The sequence below is a fragment of the Pseudomonas sp. W2Oct36 genome (genome assembly GCF_041060465.1).
Taxonomy (GTDB): Bacteria; Pseudomonadota; Gammaproteobacteria; order Pseudomonadales; family Pseudomonadaceae; genus Aquipseudomonas; species Aquipseudomonas graminis_B.
The window spans coordinates 149,090-168,533 of sequence record NZ_JAUERW010000010.1 but is presented as its reverse complement, the minus strand read 5'-3'; the positions used below and the strand labels follow the sequence as shown (position 1 = coordinate 168,533).

The window sequence follows — 19,444 nt, the reverse complement described above, 5'->3', positions numbered from 1 at the left end:
ATTCAGCCCACGGAAATGGGCTGAATCCAGGTAATCGTCAAAGGCCATGAAATGATCATGACCCCCGACGTGGCGCTTGTTGCGGTTACGGCTTGTCTCGCAGCGCTTTCACCTTGTCAGTGAAGTCTTTACCGCCGTCTACTGCGGTGTAGACCATATGAAGCTGGATGCTCTTAACCAGCGCTTTATCCCCGTTGACCAATGACTTGACGAATTGCTCGTCAGGAAAGCTCAGCTGCCAGCGCGATATCGCACCGGTGCCCTCGAATGGCAAATACCGGCCATCGTGGAACATCAGTTCATATACCCAATCCCCTGGCCCAAAACCCAATCCGTCATCTGCAGTGCCTGACGATAGGGCGATTTGCTGTTGCGCTCGTAAATTACGTTTAACGCTGGCAGGTGGTTTGGTGGCTAGACCGTAAAGATGCTCAGCCCCATCTTTGACAGGCTCGATCAGCGTCGTGCTGTCGGTTTGGGTCAGAATCGCGCTGACCTCTTTCATGGTATCGCCGGCTTCGGCAGCCATTACGAACGAAACCGATACGTGCTTGAGCTGCCGCAGGTAATGGCCAGGATAGCTCCGGTCGAAGTCGGCGGATTTAATGTCGCATGTCAGAGGGGTGCTCTTCAGCCCCTTAAGGATCTTGAGACCTGTATCAGTCTGCGCCTCCCATATATTGATCGTTTTTCTGATCGTCAAGCGACGCTCATTGCTTTGCAGGTACGCATTTTCCATTTCCTGCAAATCGACCAGCAACGACTCGCCCGCCAGCATGCCTTTGTAGGAGTCGATCCATGCGCTGGTCTTAACAAACGCAGGTCGTTTGTAATCGCCGATCTCGTAACGCCAGGCGGCTTCGGCGCTCAGGCACAACGACAAGACGGCGTCATAGGCTGGTGCATAGAGCAGTTCCTGACGGGCGACGAGCCAGTTGTAGATGGGGATGATGGTGAAGCCGGTCGTCATGGCCATGTGGGCTTCTTCGAGGTTTTTGCGATAGGTACGGGCCTCATCCATAGATAAGGTGGCTACGTTTAGTTCGATATTGGTTTCTTTCAGCTGCAGGTCGATGGACTGAATATCCAACGCTGCGAGGCCCTGTTCGAATGTCCATCCGTTCGCCCGGCGTTCGTAGCCCGCTTCAACAAGGAGTTTGTCTGCAAGATACTTGGAGGCTTTAGCACCGATTTCGGCCAACTCAGAGAACGTGTCAATGGTTTTTGAAGGTTCATTTCCGCCGACTGCCAAGCCATAAATGTTCGGCACCACTGCCTTGATTGCACTGGCAAGAAGCTTTGGCGGCATTGAAGTGTTTTCCAGTATTGCCGCCGTCCACTGCAGGCCTGTTGCCGCCTCCTCCCTTGCAGACCGCCCAACTTCAATCAGATTTGTGAAGTGATCCTTCTTGAAAGTCGCTATCTCCTTGCTTATCAACAATGTTTCCATTTTAGCCTTGACCGAGTTGATTGCCTCCTGCTTAAGTCTTAATGTGAAATCGGAGATTCTGATCTCCTGCTGTTTTAGCAGCACGGAAAGGGTAGTGTTGAACTCATCCTCCATCAGCTTCATGTAATGCCGACCCATGTCCTGAAGTTGCTGTACCGCAGCTCGGGCCATGGGGATCAACTGTCTGAACCGGTAGGCCGGTATTTGCATGCGGTCGCTGTTGTAGCTGCTGATGAGATGACCGATGCCTCGTTGGGCGAACCCGAAAGGGTCTGTGCCTTCTGTGCGCCAGTCCATGACCGGCAGCAGTTTTCCGTCCAGCGTCAGGCCGTGGCGTAGATTGAACAGGCGATGTTCGATTATTTTCCGCGTTTCTATAACGCGTTCATTGATCGGCATACGGAATGCCGAGCCTTCCAGTTGGCTCAGTGCGTTAGGCACCCAACGCGACACCGCCGTGCGCTCTGGTAAGGGCCCGATCAGCTTCAGCGCTTTTTGATAGCTTAGCCAAGCGTGATTGAGCGTGCTCGGGGTAAGTTGACGGTAAAAATGGTCGCCCTGGCGCTGCCAGTTTTCCACCATCGAAAGGAACACCGCTTGCCGGTTGTATCGCGACAGAATGAAAGCTCTGGTCGTGGGGTTCACCACCTTTTGCAACTCTGAGGTACCTGTCCCCGCATCCGCGAGGGGACGGGTGTTCCAGAAGGGCGGACGCTGTTTTTCGTCTTTCTGTGTTCTGTAGGGGTCGAACAAATACTGGGTGTACCAACGCTCAGCCTCATCGAATTGTTGTTGTTCGCTCAGGCGAGTGGCTACGAGATTCGGCAAATGCAGGAACAATTCGCGGAAATACGCGCCATTGGCGCCATGGAAGTCGACCCGAGGCGTGGGGATGCTGTCATCAATAGTCGGTTCCTCAATGCATTGCGCCTCCCATTCAAGTGCGCGTTCAACACTGCGCGTTGCGCGGGACACCAGCTGTTTGCCAAATAACGTATTTAGCCGAATGGCGTTTGAGGGGAGGACGGGGCTGCGCTCGGCGACTGAGCTCAAGTCCAGGTACTGCGCTTGTTGGTCATCCCTTTTTATCGCGATCTTCCACTCCTCCTCCAAATCCGCCGTCTGGAAGTCGAAAGTGGAGAAGACGTTCTGCATGGGATCGCCTGCTTCACAAAGAGCAAACATATAAGGGCCCGAAGTTGCACAAATGTACTCCTGGCTGATAACCGCTTGGCCGTTGGCCACAACGCTTTCCTCGGTCAATCTACTGAAGGAGTTCTCGTTAGGTCCCTTGGCATACAGTCGGAGGTCTATCTTTTCATAGGCTGCCGGGTTGACGATTATTTGCATTGGCAACGACTTTATAAGTTTCGGAGGGAGCGTGAAAAGCTCTATCCTGAAACTTTCTTCAAACAAATAGTCGGCTTTTTTTAGCTTAACGCTGTAAGTCCTGCTTTGAAGGTTGATGGTGGTTGTCTCGTCAGGATCAAACTGTTCAGAGATACATTGTTGGTGGGCGGTTACCGAGTAACCCACGCGAATAAATTTTTTATCGGTGGTTTCCAGTTTGATCAGGAGGGTGCATGGCTCTCCTGGGGTATAAGAGATGTTGTTCTGCTGGCAGGTGACTCTATAATGGCAAAGGGCTGAAGAAAATTCAGCATTGATACCAATATAACTAACCGTTGGGGCGACAGATTTTTTTATGATTGATTTAGGGTAGTGAGCAGTGATCTGTATCACGTTTTCACGTTTGCGTGCTGCGTCTAGCGTCATGGGCAAGTTTAAGTTTGCAAAGAATTGATTCTTTTCGGAAGAGGATTGTTTATTATGAGTGCCGGGTGCTACTAGGGGGATTTTTTCAAGGGTACTAACGTCTTCGACTGTCACACCGCCCGTCATTCCTTTAACGGTGATCTCAACAATTTTAAATCTTGTGCTGTCGACAGCCCAGAAAGGAAGTTGCAGTAAGAAAGGATATGCTTTGGCGAATTTTTCGTGAAATCCTGTGGGTTTATCTATAAGTTCACTGCCTGCGCCACTGTCCAGGTAATTGTAAATCTCATCTACTACCCACGGATTAAAATTTGGGGTTGATAGCGAGTGTTCATTATATTTTTCTAGCGCAAAAAGTATCATGCCCCATTCTTGCTCGCGACGATTTATCCCGTTTTTATTCATCGAGTCCGGGTGTTGGATCTTTCTGATATCACCGAAAGCTTTATAAGCTGATTTGCTGAAAGATTCCGCGATTTTCCCGCTCGAGGACTCTTTCTTATCAATGAGCAGCAAGTCCCTAGACTCGATGAAATAATCTTTGTGAAAAGTTCCGCAGCTCGCGGCCTCTGCCGTTTCGTTTTGGGCGGTATAGGCGCAGTCATAGAGCATCACTCTCAACCAAGGATCCTTGGCGCGTTCTCCTTCCGAGTCCACCAGTGCGACCAGGCCGGGCACATAGGTATCGTCTTTCAGATAAGCATTATCTGCATCCGGCAAACGTTCCCCGTCTTTTGTACCATCCAGGCAGAGAAGCTCATTAGGCGGTGACCAAAAACCATCGCTTTGTTTGTAAATGTACTGAACGGTCAGCTTCTTGAACTTGGTAGGCGTCTGGTTTTTCTCATCGGCGCTGGGAAGGCCTACCGTCCCGCGCTCAACCCAAAATACATAAGGCCGCCCCTCGATCATCACCGGGCGGATCGTGTCACAAGTGTGTTTGATGGTCTTCTTGTCCCTTGTTGTCTCTCTGTAGCTGCTTTGTGTGATTTGGCCACCAGGTGCGACGCTAATCTTTTCCCACTCCGTCCAAGCCAGCGGGCTCAAGCGTTCTTTGTCATCACGCAGGCCCATGTCTACCGAGCGCCAGTAGTACTCAGGGGGCGACGTGTTGGTCTTGCCAATAAAATGATAAGTGTCGCTTTTAGGATCTACGCCGTCCAAATACCCGCTAACAACCTGCAGGTTGCTGGTCTGTTCAAACTTAGTCAGGTAGCTGGTAATGGCAGTTTGCAGTAGTGCGGGATCAAGCTTGCCTTGGTTGAGCTCGACTTCCAGGGATTGGAATGCGGCGGTTTTATTTGGCCGGTTTGCATAATAAATTAAATTTTCCGGGTGGTTGATCTGAGTTTTCCAGATTTTCCATAGTCCATATTCACTCATGTACTCTCGCCACACCGTCGAGGCGGCTTCCGGAATTGCGGCATTCACATAGCCAGGTTCCAGACGGGCAAACAGCCTGTGCAAATAATGCTGCAGACTGGCAATATGCTTAATGGCAACGCAGGTAGTGGCAGCTGAGCTGACCAGGATATCTGTCAGAAAGTAGTTGGACAGGTCATCGAACGAATTAATCAGCGTTTTGGTAGCGTCAGTGGAGGGCGCCCAATGTCCTAGCAGGTAACCCGCCAATGCATCACGCCACTTTTCCTGCAAGAGTGACTGGACCGACGCTGACTCCATCTCGCTACATGCACCCAGTAACAGCCGCGCGGTATTTCGATACGCATCAAATGTCGCGTTCCTGTCAAGCCTGTACATGTCCAGAACTGAACGGAACCGCAATTTCGTCAAAGTGCAAAGGCGCTGTGATCTCAGCACGTAATCAATGTCGCTTAAGGTGCTTTTCAGACCTGATGCTACTTGAGGCTCAAGCTTTCCTAACTCAGGCTCCAAACTTTCCGGGTCATATTTCGTCAAGGTCAGCGGAGATTTATTTCTTTGATATAGCTCCATTTCTTTCCACAGGGTAGGCTTCGTTTCTGGCAAATATTGGCTCGCAAACACTCGCAGAGGCGCCGGGTTATCGCTCATGAATGTTTTGAATTTGTCGTACATTCCGCGTTCAATGTCAGCCTCTGTGCCTCCGCTCGATGTTCTGTTTTCCAACATGTACAAATTAAGCAATTCGGCCATTGCGCCTCTGGGCCTTTGCTCCCAGCGATCGTAGAGCGCTTTCTCAGCAGGTTTGAGCAATTTTAGGAAGTCATCAAATGTGGCGACGGCCTTGACGGGCTGTGCTGACAATAGACTTGCTTCCAACGGATGTTCTTTCACTTTTTGCAACGAAGACATCAGCGACAAGGCTTCGCTCTCGGACCAGCCCGTCAATTTTCCTAAACGCTGGGACGAAGCGACGACTGCCTCGGTATCGTCGGCGGCTGGAATGTTGCCGAAGAAGGCCAGCGCGTCTTTCTCTTCAAAACCATTTTCTTCACATTTGGACACCCAGTCGTGGTAATGCCCGATCTGGTAGCACAGATCGAGATTCAACACAGGCAGCACTGTTGACGGCGCCGTGTTATCCAGCGTGGTTTGTTCAAGCGAAAACCATTCGGGCTTATTCAGCAGCGCGCTCAAGCCTGCTGCGCTCAACTTGAAATGCTTGATCACCTGCGCATGGCGAGCGAGATTGCTCCATAGCGCGACATCAAGGCCATTTGCGGTCGCACCGGATTGCTCTGGTGGACCGGATTCTGCTTCGAGGATTCCAGCGAGGACCTCAAGGCGCGAGACGCTCACCCACTGCAGTAATGGCAGAGCATGTTCAGGCTTCAGGGCCAGGACATCGTTCGATTTACCAAACGCTGCGCCAATGATGTGCTTTACCGCATCTTCTTGGGCGATCACTGCGTTTTGTATGAGCGACCCAAGACCATCAGCTATCTCCACCAAATTGGCTTTGGCTATGAGCAGGCCGGAAGTGCTAGCAACTTTGCCTACCATCGCCTCGGTCAATTGACTGGCGAGGGGACCGGAGGTCTCCAGGGCAAACGATTTAATAAGGCCGCTGCTGTCAATGTAAGCGGACAGCGTGTCCAGCCATGAACCCGATATGAGCATTACACCCGCCCCAGCGGTCTGAGCGAGGCCCGACTCGGTGACCAGTGACGATTTGATTCGCGGGACAGCGTCAAGAACGGTGCGTTGGATGCGCGCATCCAAAGCGAAATACGATTTAAGGCTGGCGGGTATGTTAGCGGGGTAGGGCGTGAGCCAACTCAAAAGCGCGGTCGGCGTGATCCTGTGCTCGCGCAGCCAGTGGTCCAGATTCGCAAGGCCAATCAATACATCGAGGACGTCGGTCGTCTTTTCATCGCTGGCAATCACCGGTTTGCCAGCCAGTTGTGCCATGACCTGAGGGTTAGCGGCGTCGAGCAGTGCGATCAGGCTGGCGCCCTCGTTCATGCCCAGGCGCATAAGTCGCGGCAATCGAGTAAGACGGTATAACGACGAAAAGACCCCAAGCGTCAGGGCATGCTGTTTCACGCCCAACGTCCGTTTGATCTGGTTCAGATATAGAATTGCCACGTTCTCTTCAAGCGCGAACGCTCTGCAGAGTTCAGCGATCACGGGGTTTGGTGCAGCATTCTCGACGCCCGTGGTCGTGGGGAGTTCAAACACCCGTGCATCGAGCACCAGCGGCGTATCGATTTCTGCCAGCGTGCCTGCCACTGGGCCATCAAGAACTCTATTGAGAAACGGCTTGGTTTCACCTACGGCATAAGGCGTCACCTCATCTATCAGCGCCGCGAATTGCTCGGCAGAAATCTGATATTCATTTCGCAGGTGTTTGAATACGCCCAATGCCCTGAGGGTGTTTTCCGTAATGGTGAAGTCTTTGGTCTGACCTTCCGCGCGCAGCGCGGCCATGACCAGAAGATCTACTTCCGAGTAGGGCAACTGCAGGGCGTGTTGCAGGTGAATGATTTTGTGGATGCGGCCGAGGTGGTCCGCATTGGCGCCTTTGATTCGCAGTGAGATACCTGCTCCGCTTAACGTGTCTTGCAGCGTAAGGGCGGGGGCAGTGGCGTTATTGATAAAAGCTGCGCCGAAAATGTGTCCCGCGATCGGCGCCGTGTTCTTACCGGCTGGCAAGTAGGCGCTTGACTGTTTAACAGCGGTAAATGCCTCCTGGCCCTCGTCTGCTACGCCGGACACAGCGAGCAAATCAACAATATCTTCCGGCTTCAACCCTGTTTGCCGCGCAAGAAATTCGACATCACTCAATCGTTCCAGCGCGTGCTCCGCAGTGCCTGTCACGCCGTAGCGCTTTAGCAAAAAGTCGGCAACTGTGCTGTCGCTTTTTTCCAGCAATAACGCTTGCAGTGCGGGACTGAATCCGGTGGCTTTGCGCATGATATTACGCAGTTGATCGGTTCGTAGGTTTCCGTAAACGAAGTTGGGGTAGGCATAATCAGTCTGCTGTAGCAGATTAAACAGGGAGGACTGTCTAACGCTAAGTACGGCGTTGATTTGTTCAAGGGGATAATGAAAGGGTAACTGCACAGGGTACTGTGCGTTGGCGATTCGCTCTGACAGGACGGTTTTGTCCCCTACGTGGAGTTTTGCCTCACGTGTCATCGCCTCTATGACCAGGGTTAGCGCGGGTATGTGGGCTTCAAGACTGCCTTCATCAAGTACCCGTTCGCCTATATCCGGGCGCCGTGTGGCGAGCCTGATCTGAGTAGCGGCGTCGCCAAGCTTTTCAAGCTCTAGTGCTTGGTGGTAAAGCGCGTGAAGATAGGCGAGCGGGCTGTTATTGGCCTCCAGTGCATCAGAAGAGCATGTATCGGAGACTTGTTCGGGAAAGAGCTCTCTGAACACGGCTGAAGTGATTGTGTCGTCCATGATCGTATTCCTATACACGCGGGATTAGATTGCGGGATCGCAACTAATACTCAGGGTAGACGCGGGGGCCGCGATCTGTAGAAATGCCAGACGAAGTGCTATTTGCTAAAGGCTATATGAAACAGTGGATTAGCTACGGCTATCGCCTGTCGCTATAACAGTAATCGCGAATGTGTCTAACTATAAAGCTTTCTTGACTCCCAGGTTGCTGGAGTGCAGGGCAGCGTCACTCCGCTATATATTTATAAGTTTTCAGTGTACAGAAATCCCCAACGAGTTTCGTTTGAGGGATTTCATAGGTCTTCCAGCTAACAGCTGCTTTAAGGTGCTGCTGCCAACTATCAGGTTGGCATAATGGCTTTCACTTTTTCAGTGAATTCATTGCCTCCTTCTACCGCTGTCTAAACAAGGTGAATCTGGATTTTTACGAGAGCGGTTTTCTTGTCGGCGCTGATGAGTGGCCTCGCAAATTCAGCGTCCGGAAAACTCAGTTCCCAGCGGGAAATGGCAGCCGAACCTTCAAATGGTTAGTAACGGCCGTCACGGAACAACAGCTCATACATCCAGCCATCCTTGCCTAGTCCCAATCCATCATCAGCGACTTGAGACGACGATGCAATTTGCTGGTTAGCGCGCAAACTGCGCTTGATTTCCGGCGGCGCTTTTGTCGCGTTGTAGAGATAACCCAACCCCTCTTCAGTGGGTTCGACCAGCGTTGTGCTATCTACTTGAGTCAGAATGGCAATGATGTTTTCCAAGGCCATGCCACTACTCGACGTCATGACGAAAGAGATAGAAACGTGCTTGAGTTGACACAGATAATGACCTGGGTAGTTTTTGTCTAAATCGACAGCCTTGAGCTCCAGGGTAATAGGCGTGGTGGCCAAGCCGCTTATCGTGGCCAGCCATGCAGCATCCGTTTGCTTGCCTTTCATATCGATGGTCTTTTTGATCGTCAGGCGGCGCTCTCGGCTATGCAGATAGGCATTCTCCATTTCCACTGGAGCTCGACCACTGTTGTAGGTGCTCATCACATGATCGACGTTGCGCTGGGTGATGCTGAGACCATCTGTGCCTTCGGTTTGCCAGCCGATGGCGGGTAATATCCTGCCGTCAATGGTCAGCCCGTGGCGAAGATTGAACAGTCTTTGCTCCACCGTTTTTCGCGCATTAATAATCCGCTCGTTACTGCGCGTCCGAAATGACCAGCTTTGTATATTCTTGAGCGGGTCAGCAACCCATCGCGATACTGAAACCCGCTCTGGCAGCGAACCGATTAGCTTGAGTGCTTTTTGATAACTCAGCCATGCGTGATTGAGACTGCTGGGCGTAAGCCGCCGATAAAAGGCTGCCTTGATCAAGCACTCGTTCACCGATATCCGGCCTCCTCTCGGCGAGAGTAATCCTGCTTTGGGGATCGCCCTTCGCTTCAACACCTAACGCCATCTGATACAGCGCGTGCAGGTAGGCAATGGGACAGTTATTGGCACTCAAGTGCATCGGAGGAGCATCTGTCAGCGACTTGGTCGGGAAATAGCTTTCCGTAAACCACTGAAGTAGTGGTGTCGTCCATGATCGAGTTCCTTTTACGCTGGATGAATTGCGAGATTCGCAGTTATTAATCCAGCGTAGAGACAAGTGCAGGGATCGACCGAAATTGCTGATGAGATGTACTTGAATGAAATGACAAGTGAATCAAAGGGTTGAAGCTCGTTATCGCCGGTCGCGATAACACTCATTGCCAATTGGTTTAGGCCGATACCGGTAAATCCTGTGGCCAGTTATCCGTTTGACGCTAATTAACCGGGCAATAAGCAAAAAAAAGCCCCTGACGACTTCCATCGCCAGGGGCTTTTCTCTTACCGGGTGCCGCTAGGCGCAATGCACCCAGCAGGTATTACAAACCGGCAGCGGCGCGCAATGCGTCGGCGCGGTCGGTTTTTTCCCAGGTGAACGTGGTGAAGGTGTCGTCGCCCACGGTCTTGGTTTGCGGCGTGCGGCCGAAGTGGCCGTAGGCTGCGGTTTCCTGGTACATCGGGTGCAGCAGGTCGAGCATGGTGGTGATCGCGTATGGACGCAGGTCGAAGTGCTCGCGGACCAACTGGACGATCTTGTCGTCGCTGATCTTGCCGGTGCCGAAGGTGTTCAGCGAGATCGACGTCGGCTGTGCAACGCCGATGGCGTAGGAAACCTGAATTTCGCAGCGCTCGGCCAGGCCGGCGGCGACGATGTTCTTGGCAACGTACCGGCCAGCGTACGCAGCCGAACGGTCGACCTTGGATGGATCTTTACCGGAGAACGCGCCGCCGCCGTGACGGGCCATGCCGCCGTAGCTGTCGACGATGATCTTGCGACCGGTCAGACCGCAGTCGCCCACGGGGCCGCCGATGATGAATTGGCCAGTCGGGTTGATGTGGAACTGGGTGTCTTTGTGCAGCAGTTCGGCCGGCAGCACGTGCTTGACGATCAGCTCCATCACGCCTTCGCGCAGATCTTTGTAGGACACTTCCGGGTTGTGCTGGGTCGACAGAACAACGGCGTCGATGCCCACCACGATGCCGTTTTCATAGCGGCACGTGACTTGGGATTTCGCGTCCGGGCGCAACCATGGCAGCAGGCCGGATTTACGGGCTTCGGCCTGGCGGTGCACCAGCTGGTGCGAGAACGCGATCGGCGCAGGCATCAGCTCGGCGGTCTCGTTGCTGGCGTAGCCGAACATCAGGCCCTGGTCGCCAGCGCCCTGATCTTCAGGTTTCGCGCGGTCGACACCTTGGTTGATGTCAGGGGACTGCTTGCCGATGATGTTCATCACGCTGCAGGTCGCACCGTCAAAACCGACGTTGGAGCTGGTGTAGCCGATCTCGCAGATCACGTCACGAACGATCTGCTCCAGGTCGACCCACGCGGTGGTGGTGACTTCGCCGGCAACAATGGCCACACCGGTCTTGACCAGGGTTTCCACGGCAACGCGAGCCTGCTTGTCCTGGGCAATGATGGCGTCCAGCACCGCATCGGAGATCTGGTCGGCGATTTTGTCCGGATGTCCTTCAGACACGGACTCGGAGGTGAAAAGGGAGTATTCGCTCATCTCGACGGTTTTCCTGATTAGTACCGATGGTGAGTGTTGCCAGCCGGTCGCTGAAAATGGCGGACCTGGATCTGGAAACCATTACGTAAGCCTATGTACAGGCTTTCCCCGGGGACCAGCCCCGCAGCGATGGCCCAACGGGCCAGATCTTCCTGTTCGAAGCCTAACCAGAGATCGCCACAGGCCTCCTTGGCCCAGCTCTGGTCATGACTGCACAACTCTGTCACCAGCAGGCTACCGCTCGGTTGCAACAGGTTGGCCAAATGTTTGAGCGCTTCGGCGGGCGCGGCGAAATGGTGCAACACCATATTCAACACCACGCAGTTGCCGGAGATATTAGCGTTGGTCAGTGCATCGGCCAGTTTCAGCTCGACGTTAACCAGCGCCTTTTGCGTGCAGATCTTGCGCGCCAGATCGAGCATTTCCGGGCTGTTGTCCAGCCCCGTAACGTGCCGAAAACGCCGCGCCAGATCCGGCAGAAAACCGCCATCCCCGGGCCCTACTTCTATCGCCGTGGCGTCGGCGGGAAAGCTCAGCTTGTCCAGCAACGACAGCAGGCTGTCGCGGTATTGCGGCAGTCCTGCGATCAGGTCCTGCTGGGCCCGAAATTTCTCGGCAGTGCGTGCGAAGAAGTCCTGACTGGCGTTGGCCCGCTGCCGATGCACCAGCCCGATCCGGGTCTGTACATCATCGGGCAGGCGCAGATTGTCGGCTTCTTCAAGCATCGCCGCGTGCAGCTTGCCGCCGGTGTGTTCGGTGTGGGGCAGGGCGCGTCGATAGAAGATCGCGTTGCCTTCACGCCGCGTCGCTACCAAGTCAGCCTGGGCCAGTACCTTGAGGTGATGGCTCATGCCGGACTGGCCAATGGCGAAAATCTGCGCCAGCTCCAGCACGCCGAAGGAATCGTTCGACAGCGCGCGCAAGACATTCAGCCGCAGCGGATCGCCGCCGGCTTTGCACAGGGCAGCCAGCTCGTCGCATTCATCATGGCTAATGGCAGGCACGCGAAGATTCATAAGGCAGGCAGTCTAGTTATCGACCGGGGCTGTCGCAAGGCCAATATCAAAAAGTTTTGATATTGGTCGATCAGTGGCGGCACCCCGGCGCCGTGATTCTGCCGCTTGCCGTCGGGCATTGGGTGCGGTGTACGAAAACACGCCAGCAGCAGAGGAAAACACCGATGGTGTGTGATCTGTCATTGCCCCCGGAGGGTGCCTGAGGGAAAATGGCCGCCTTTTTCCGGTCCCACTTTTATCTGCCCCAGGAGATCAGCGATGCCAAGCCGTCGTGAGCGAGCCAATGCCATTCGTGCCCTCAGCATGGATGCCGTGCAAAAGGCCAATAGCGGCCACCCGGGTGCCCCGATGGGCATGGCGGATATCGCTGAAGTGCTTTGGCGCGATTATCTGAAGCACAACCCAGCCAATCCGATGTTTGCCGACCGCGACCGGTTCATCCTGTCCAACGGCCACGGCTCGATGCTGATCTACTCGCTGCTGCACCTGACCGGTTACGACCTGTCCATCGAAGATCTGAAAAACTTCCGTCAGCTGCACAGCCGCACACCGGGCCACCCGGAATACGGCTACACCCCGGGCGTTGAAACCACCACCGGCCCACTGGGTCAGGGTTTCGCCAACGCCGTCGGTTTCGCGGTTGCCGAGAAGACCCTCGCCGCCCAGTTCAACCGTCCAGGCCACAACATCGTCGACCACCACACCTACGTGTTCATGGGTGATGGCTGCATGATGGAAGGCATCTCCCACGAAGTGGCTTCGCTGGCCGGTACCCTGCGCCTGAACAAGCTGGTCGCGTTCTACGACGACAACGGGATTTCCATCGACGGCGAAGTCGAGGGCTGGTTCACCGACGACACCCCGAAGCGCTTCGAATCCTACGGCTGGCTGGTCATCCGCAACGTCGACGGCCATGACGCCGACGAGATCAAAACCGCCATCGACACCGCTCACAAGAGCGACAAGCCGACGCTGATCTGCTGCAAGACCACCATCGGTTTCGGTTCGCCGAACAAGCAGGGCAAGGAAGACTGCCACGGCGCTCCGCTGGGCACTGACGAAATCGCCCTGACCCGCGCCGCGCTGAAGTGGACCCACGGCCCATTCGAAATCCCGGCCGACATTTACAGCGAGTGGAACGGCAAGGAAAAAGGCCTGGCTGTCGAAGCCGAATGGGACCAGCGTTTTGCTGCCTACTCCGCTGCCTTCCCTGCCGAAGCCAACGAGCTGATCCGCCGCATGAGCGGTGAGCTGCCTGCTGACTTCGCCGAAAAATCCGCCGCGTACGTGGCTGAAGTCAACGCCAAGGGCGAAACCATCGCCAGCCGCAAGGCCAGCCAGAACGCCTTGAGCGCCTTCGGTCCGCTGCTGCCTGAGTTCCTCGGCGGTTCTGCTGACCTGGCAGGTTCCAACCTGACCATCTGGAAAGGCTGCCGCAGCATCACCGGCGAAGACGCCACCGGCAACTACCTGCACTACGGCGTGCGTGAGTTCGGCATGGGCGCGATCATGAACGGGATCGCCCTGCACGGCGGTTTCGTGCCATACGGCGCGACCTTCCTGATCTTCATGGAATACGCCCGCAACGCCGTGCGCATGTCCTCGCTGATGAAGAAACGCATCATCTATGTGTTCACCCACGACTCCATCGGTCTGGGCGAAGACGGCCCGACTCACCAGCCGATCGAGCAACTGACCAGCCTGCGCACCACGCCGAACCTGGATTGCTGGCGCCCGGCTGATGCCGTTGAATCCGCCATCGCCTGGAAACACGCGATTGAACGTGATGACGGCCCATCGGCGCTGATCTTCTCCCGTCAGAACCTGCAACATCAGGCGCGTGATGCCGAGCAGCTTGAAAACATCAACCGCGGTGGCTACGTACTGCGCGACTGCAGCGGCGAACCGGATCTGATCCTGATCGCCACCGGTTCCGAAGTCGGCCTGGCTGTTCAGGCATACGACAAGCTGACCGCAGACGGCAAGAATGTCCGTGTGGTTTCCATGCCATGCACCAGCGTTTTCGAGACCCAGAGCGCCGAGTACAAGCAGTCGGTCCTGCCGCTGGAAGTCAGCGCGCGCATCGCCATCGAAGCGGCTCACGCTGACTACTGGTACAAATACGTGGGCCTGGAAGGTCGCGTGATCGGCATGACCACCTTCGGTGAGTCGGCACCTGCCAACCTGCTGTTCGAAGAGTTCGGCTTCACGCTGGAGAACGTCCTTTCCACGGCTGAAGAGCTGCTGGAAGACTAAGCACCACCGCGTTGCCCTTGCAGGCGCGTGGCTTGTCCTGAGATCTGCTGCCTGAGCCTGGCAGATCGAGGGGTGAGCCACGCGCTTGCAGGTTCTCTGTACCACTCAAGATTTTGAGAGCCCCATGCCTCAGCCTCGCCCATATAAAGTCGCCCTCAATGGTTACGGTCGCATCGGCCGCTGCGTGCTGCGCGCGCTGTGCGAGCGAGGTGCGAAGGCGGGCTTTGAAGTGGTGGCAATCAACGACCTGGCCGACATGGCCAGTCTCGAATACCTCACGCGCTTTGACTCCACACATGGCCGGTTCCCCGGCGAAGTGCGGGTCGAAGGCGATTTTCTGCACATCAACGATCACGTCATCAAAGTGTTTCGCAGCGCGACGCCGGAAGGCATCGACTGGGGCACGCTCGACGTGGATCTCGTGCTCGAATGCTCCGGCGTCTACAACACGCGTGCCGATGGCGATCGCTTTCTTTCGGCCCGCGCGCCGCGAGTGCTTTTTTCCCAGCCCATGGCCAGCGAAGCCGACGTCGACGCCACCATCGTCTACGGCATCAATCAGGAAACCCTGACGGGCGATGAGCAACTGGTGTCTGCCGCGTCGTGCACCACCAACTGCAGCGTGCCATTACTCGACCTGCTGAACCGCGAGCTGGGCCTCGAATACGTGACCATCACCACGATTCACTCGGCGATGAACGATCAGCCGGTCATCGACGCCTATCATCATGAAGACTTGCGCCGTACGCGCTCGGCCTTTCAGTCGATCATCCCGGTGTCCACTGGTCTGGCGCGGGGCATCGAGCGGCTGCTTCCGGAACTTGCCGGCCGAATTCAGGCCAAAGCAGTTCGTGTGCCGACGGTGAACGTCTCGTGCCTGGACATCACGCTGCAGGTCGCTCGTGATACCGATGCTGTCGAGGTCAACCGTATCCTGCGTGAGGCCGCTAACCGCGGCCCGCTGAAGGGGCTGCTGGCGTATACCGAATTGCCCCATGCCAGCTGCGATTTCAACCACGACCCGCACTCGGCCATCATCGATGCCAGCCAGACGCGGGTCTCGGGCCCTCGGCTGGTGAACATCCTGGCCTGGTTCGACAACGAGTGGGGTTTTGCCAATCGCATGCTGGACGTCGCCGATCACTACCTGCACACCATCCATAAACAATAGTAAAAACAGGGAATGCCTCATGACCGTGTTGAAGATGACCGACCTCGATCTGCAAGGTAAGCGCGTACTGATCCGCGAAGACCTCAACGTTCCGGTCAAAGACGGCGTGGTGACCAGCGATGCCCGCATTCTCGCGTCGTTGCCCACCATCAAGCTGGCGCTGGAGAAAGGCGCAGCCGTCATGGTCTGCTCGCACCTGGGTCGCCCCACCGAGGGTGAGTTTTCCGCCGAGAACAGCCTCAAGCCGGTCGCTGACTACCTGAGCAAGGCGCTCGGGCGTGAAGTGCCGCTGGTGGCGGAATACCTGAACGGTGTCGACGTCAAGGCGGGCGATATCGTGCTGTTCGAGAACGTGCGCTTCAACACGGGCGAAAAGAAGAACGCTGACGAGCTGGCGCAGAAGTACGCCGCTTTGTGTGATGTGTTCGTGATGGACGCCTTCGGCACCGCCCACCGTGCAGAGGGCTCGACCCACGGCGTGGCCAAGTTCGCCAAAGTCGCTGCCGCAGGCCCTTTGCTGGCTGCCGAGCTGGACGCACTGGGCAAGGCCCTGGGCAATCCGGCCCAGCCAATGGCCGCCATCGTTGCCGGATCCAAGGTTTCCACCAAACTGGACGTGCTCAACAGCTTGAGCCAGAAGTGCAATCAGCTGATCGTCGGGGGTGGCATCGCCAATACCTTCCTGGCAGCGGCAGGTCATCCGGTAGGCAAATCCTTGTACGAGCCGGACCTGCTTGAGACTGCCAAAGCTATCGCCGCCAAGGTCAGCGTGCCGCTGCCGGTCGACGTGGTGGTTGCCAAGCAATTCGCCGCCGATGCCGAAGCCACCGTCAAGCTGATCGCCGATGTGGCCGAGGATGACATGATCCTCGACATCGGTCCGCAGACCGCTGCGCACTTCGCCGAATTGCTGAAATCTTCCAAGACTATTCTCTGGAACGGCCCGGTCGGCGTTTTTGAGTTCGATCAGTTCGGCGAAGGCACCAAGACGCTGGCTCACGCAATCGCTGAGAGTTCTGCCTTTTCTATCGCCGGCGGGGGCGACACTTTGGCCGCCATCGACAAATACGGTGTAGGCGACAAAATCTCCTATATCTCTACAGGCGGCGGCGCGTTCCTCGAGTTCGTCGAGGGCAAGGTTCTGCCTGCCGTGGAAGTTCTGGAACAACGCGCCAAGGCCTGACCGGCCAAGGTGAAGGGGAGTGAAATGGTCAAGCCATTACCGCTGTTGATCATGGCGGGTTTGCTGGTCGGCTGCGCAAGCAAGCCTGAAGCGGAAACGGCGTCCAGCGCGGCGCCGGGATTGCTTCAGGTCAGCTGCTATCAGGCGGGCTGGCAGGCGGAAACCGTACCGATCGTTTACAAGCGTGGCGGGCCTGAAGTCTGGGAAAAATACGAATTCATGCCTGCCGTGGGACCAGTCCCCTGTCACTGATGCTCAGTTGACCACTGATGCTCAGCTGACGGTGCGCCGGAATACAGGAACAGCATTGCCCCTGCCATGATCGACATCCGTCACGCGATGCAGGGGATTCAGGAGTAGTAATGAAAGGCTTGTTAGCCCTTGCGACACTGATGCTGCTGAGCGGTTGCGCCAGCATGAAGGCTTCGGAACCGGTAGCCCCCTGGACCCATTGGGTCTGCGACAGCAAAGCCGAGATTTTCTGGAAGTACGCCGATGCCGCGAAGAAGGAGGTGGATGTGCGCCTCAATCAGAGCGAGCAGGTATTCCGTCTGCAAGCGTCGCCCGGAGCTTCCGGCGCGCTCTACAGTAACGGCGTGCTGGCGTTTGACAACAAAGGCAGCGAAGGCCTGGTCTACTGGGACGCTACCAACGATTTGATCGGTCGTGGCTGCAAGGCGCCGTAAAGGGCCGGGCAGTTCGAACGAGGCTGTACCGGGGCGATGACTGAGCAATCGACCCCTATAATTTGAATAGCCGCCAATACGGCACGCACGATTAACGACCCCACCGGGAGAGAGACAGACAATGGCACTTATCAGCATGCGCCAGATGTTGGACCACGCAGCCGAATTCGGTTACGGCGTCCCTGCATTCAACGTGAATAACCTGGAACAAATGCGCGCCATTATGGAAGCGGCCGACAAGACCGATTCTCCGGTGATCGTTCAGGCTTCCGCCGGTGCGCGCAAATACGCTGGCGCCCCGTTCCTGCGCCACCTGATCCTGGCGGCAATCGAAGAATTCCCGCACATCCCGGTGGTCATGCACCAGGACCACGGCACCAGCCCTGCTATCTGCCAACGCTCCATCCAGCTGGGCTTCAGCTCGGTGATGATGGACGGCTCTCTGCGCGAAGACGGCAAAAGCCCTGCGGACTACGACTACAACGTACGCGTCACCCAGGAAACCGTCGCCATGGCTCACGCCTGCGGTGTGTCGGTTGAGGGTGAGCTGGGTGTTCTGGGCTCGCTGGAAACCGGCATGGCCGGTGAAGAAGACGGCGTCGGCGCAGAAGGCATGCTGGATCACAGCCAGATGCTGACCGATCCGGAAGAAGCAGCTGATTTCGTTAAACGAACTCAGGTCGACGCCTTGGCCATCGCCATTGGCACCAGCCACGGCGCGTACAAGTTCACCAAGCCGCCTACCGGCGACATCTTGGCGATCGAGCGCATTAAAGAGATCCACAAGCGCATTCCGAACACCCACTTGGTAATGCACGGTTCTTCTTCCGTTCCGCAGGAATGGCTGAAAATCATCAACCAGTACGGCGGCGACATTAAAGAAACCTACGGCGTGCCGGTCGAAGAAATCGTTGAAGGCATCAAGCACGGCGTGCGCAAGGTCAACATCGACACCGACCTGCGTCTGGCGTCCACCGGTGCCATCCGCGAGTTCATGGCGAAAAACCCGAGCGAGTTCGACCCACGCAAGTACCTGGCGAAAACCGTTTCGGCCATGCGCGACGTGTGCATCGCCCGTTACGAAGCCTTCGGCACCGCCGGCAACGCCTCCAAGATCAAGCCGATCTCCCTGGAGAAGATGTTTGAACGTTATGCCAAAGGCGAGCTGAACGCCAAAGTGAACTGATCGTTTTCTGATCAATTTGCTGAAATGAAGAAGCCCGCAGCGATGCGGGCTTTTTTGTGGCCGTGATCTGCGCTTCTACACGGTATGTTGCCGGCCAGGCAGGGCAATGATCCGCCCGACATACTTTGGCTCAGGCTGATCGTGTTGAGCTTCCGAGAGCAGGCGCAAGGCCTGCAGCGACGCCTCACTGAACGGCGCCGATTTCGGTCCGGCGGCCAGATCCACATGCAGCAGCATTTGCTCGCTCGCTGCCAGCTCGACATCCCCGTCTGCCTTGTACAGCCCGTGATAGATCTGCACCCGCTTGCCATCGTGTCCGACGATTTGCGTACGCACTTCCACCGACTCGCCGAGCTTCACCTCGTGCAGGAAGTTGATGTGCGCCTCGAGCGTGAACAGCGAGTGGCCGCTTGCATCCCGGTCATCCCTGGCGAGGCCGATGCGGTCCATGAAAGCGTCTGTGGCGAAGCTGAAAATCAGCAAATAGAAGGCATCGCGCAGGTGGCCGTTGTAGTCGACCCAATCGGCGAGGACTGGGGTTTTGTAAGTGATGAGCGCAGGCATAGGAGTTCCAGGGCTGAAATCGTGGTGAGCTGAATGGGCCTATTCGTGAGCAAGCTCACTCCCACAGGTTTTGCGTGAACGAATGTAGGACCGGCTTTAGCCGGGAAGACGGCAAGCGCCACACCGCAACATTTCGGGTGCTCATCAGAACAGTATTTCCCGATCCCCTGTAGGAGTGACCTTGCTCGCGAAAGCGTCAGTTCAGACGATGGGGCGC

At 56.0% G+C, this 19,444-nt stretch carries 11 protein-coding genes and 1 pseudogene; 6 read left to right on the top strand and 6 right to left on the bottom strand.

The window, feature by feature from the left end; genetic code table 11:
- Window positions 1-85: 85 nt before the first annotated feature.
- The 5 genes and pseudogenes from QWI18_RS15370 to QWI18_RS15350 all read right to left on the bottom strand — a co-directional run bounded on the left by QWI18_RS15370 (window position 86) and on the right by QWI18_RS15350 (window position 12,181).
- Window positions 86-8,077: a Tc toxin subunit A gene (locus QWI18_RS15370; RefSeq protein WP_369319196.1), complete on the bottom strand. Its 7,992-nt coding sequence runs from the start codon at window positions 8,075-8,077 to the stop codon at window positions 86-88.
- A 527-nt stretch (window positions 8,078-8,604) separates the two neighbouring features.
- Window positions 8,605-9,438 carry a hypothetical protein gene (locus tag QWI18_RS15365; protein WP_369319195.1) on the bottom strand — a complete coding sequence of 278 codons (834 nt, stop codon included), beginning with the start codon at window positions 9,436-9,438 and terminating at the stop codon, window positions 8,605-8,607.
- 37 nt (window positions 9,439-9,475) lie between these two features.
- A pseudogene (locus tag QWI18_RS15360) lies at window positions 9,476-9,577 on the bottom strand (hypothetical protein); the annotation flags it as partial.
- 397 nt (window positions 9,578-9,974) lie between these two features.
- Entirely contained in the window at window positions 9,975-11,165 is a 1,191-nt protein-coding gene (gene metK, locus QWI18_RS15355; protein ID WP_065991235.1) for a methionine adenosyltransferase, read from the bottom strand.
- A gap of 17 nt (window positions 11,166-11,182) precedes the next feature.
- Complete coding sequence (locus QWI18_RS15350) at window positions 11,183-12,181, bottom strand: metalloregulator ArsR/SmtB family transcription factor (protein WP_192135035.1); 999 nt, start codon at window positions 12,179-12,181, stop codon at window positions 11,183-11,185.
- Window positions 12,182-12,439: 258 nt separating this feature from the next.
- Here QWI18_RS15350 and tkt point away from each other — a divergent pair, with 258 nt between their 5' ends.
- The 6 genes from tkt to fba all read left to right on the top strand — a co-directional run bounded on the left by tkt (window position 12,440) and on the right by fba (window position 18,663).
- A complete protein-coding gene (gene tkt / locus QWI18_RS15345) occupies window positions 12,440-14,437 on the top strand; it encodes a transketolase (protein WP_192135033.1) in 1,998 nt (665 codons plus the stop codon).
- A gap of 124 nt (window positions 14,438-14,561) precedes the next feature.
- Window positions 14,562-15,608 carry an erythrose-4-phosphate dehydrogenase gene (gene epd / locus QWI18_RS15340; RefSeq protein ID WP_369319194.1) on the top strand — a complete coding sequence of 349 codons (1,047 nt, stop codon included), beginning with the start codon at window positions 14,562-14,564 and terminating at the stop codon, window positions 15,606-15,608.
- A gap of 19 nt (window positions 15,609-15,627) precedes the next feature.
- Window positions 15,628-16,791, top strand: a complete 1,164-nt coding sequence (locus QWI18_RS15335; RefSeq protein WP_369319193.1) for a phosphoglycerate kinase — start codon at window positions 15,628-15,630, stop codon at window positions 16,789-16,791.
- Window positions 16,792-16,815: 24 nt separating this feature from the next.
- On the top strand, window positions 16,816-17,043 hold the full coding sequence (locus QWI18_RS15330; protein WP_065991240.1) for a hypothetical protein: 228 nt from the start codon (window positions 16,816-16,818) through the stop codon (window positions 17,041-17,043).
- Between the two features lie 110 nt (window positions 17,044-17,153).
- A complete protein-coding gene (locus QWI18_RS15325) occupies window positions 17,154-17,477 on the top strand; it encodes an MliC family protein (protein WP_369319192.1) in 324 nt (107 codons plus the stop codon).
- Window positions 17,478-17,598: 121 nt separating this feature from the next.
- A complete protein-coding gene (gene fba / locus QWI18_RS15320) occupies window positions 17,599-18,663 on the top strand; it encodes a class II fructose-bisphosphate aldolase (RefSeq protein WP_065991242.1) in 1,065 nt (354 codons plus the stop codon).
- A gap of 75 nt (window positions 18,664-18,738) precedes the next feature.
- Here the strand turns inward: fba and QWI18_RS15315 are convergent, their stop codons facing one another.
- Window positions 18,739-19,227: a thioesterase family protein gene (locus QWI18_RS15315; protein WP_369319191.1), complete on the bottom strand. Its 489-nt coding sequence runs from the start codon at window positions 19,225-19,227 to the stop codon at window positions 18,739-18,741.
- Window positions 19,228-19,444 lie beyond the last annotated feature (217 nt).

What these genes read in the sequence shown, in the direction of transcription:
- epd (WP_369319194.1), top strand. Translation starts at nt 14,562, where the DNA reads ATGCCTCAGCCTCGCCCATATAAAGTCGCCCTCAATGGTTACGGTCGC.
- QWI18_RS15370 (WP_369319196.1), bottom strand. Translation starts at nt 8,077, where the DNA reads ATGGACGACACAATCACTTCAGCCGTGTTCAGAGAGCTCTTTCCCGAA.
- fba (WP_065991242.1), top strand. Translation starts at nt 17,599, where the DNA reads ATGGCACTTATCAGCATGCGCCAGATGTTGGACCACGCAGCCGAATTC.
- QWI18_RS15315 (WP_369319191.1), bottom strand. Translation starts at nt 19,227, where the DNA reads ATGCCTGCGCTCATCACTTACAAAACCCCAGTCCTCGCCGATTGGGTC.
- tkt (WP_192135033.1), top strand. Translation starts at nt 12,440, where the DNA reads ATGCCAAGCCGTCGTGAGCGAGCCAATGCCATTCGTGCCCTCAGCATG.
- metK (WP_065991235.1), bottom strand. Translation starts at nt 11,165, where the DNA reads ATGAGCGAATACTCCCTTTTCACCTCCGAGTCCGTGTCTGAAGGACAT.
- QWI18_RS15335 (WP_369319193.1), top strand. Translation starts at nt 15,628, where the DNA reads ATGACCGTGTTGAAGATGACCGACCTCGATCTGCAAGGTAAGCGCGTA.
- QWI18_RS15350 (WP_192135035.1), bottom strand. Translation starts at nt 12,181, where the DNA reads ATGAATCTTCGCGTGCCTGCCATTAGCCATGATGAATGCGACGAGCTG.
- QWI18_RS15325 (WP_369319192.1), top strand. Translation starts at nt 17,154, where the DNA reads ATGAAAGGCTTGTTAGCCCTTGCGACACTGATGCTGCTGAGCGGTTGC.
- QWI18_RS15330 (WP_065991240.1), top strand. Translation starts at nt 16,816, where the DNA reads ATGGTCAAGCCATTACCGCTGTTGATCATGGCGGGTTTGCTGGTCGGC.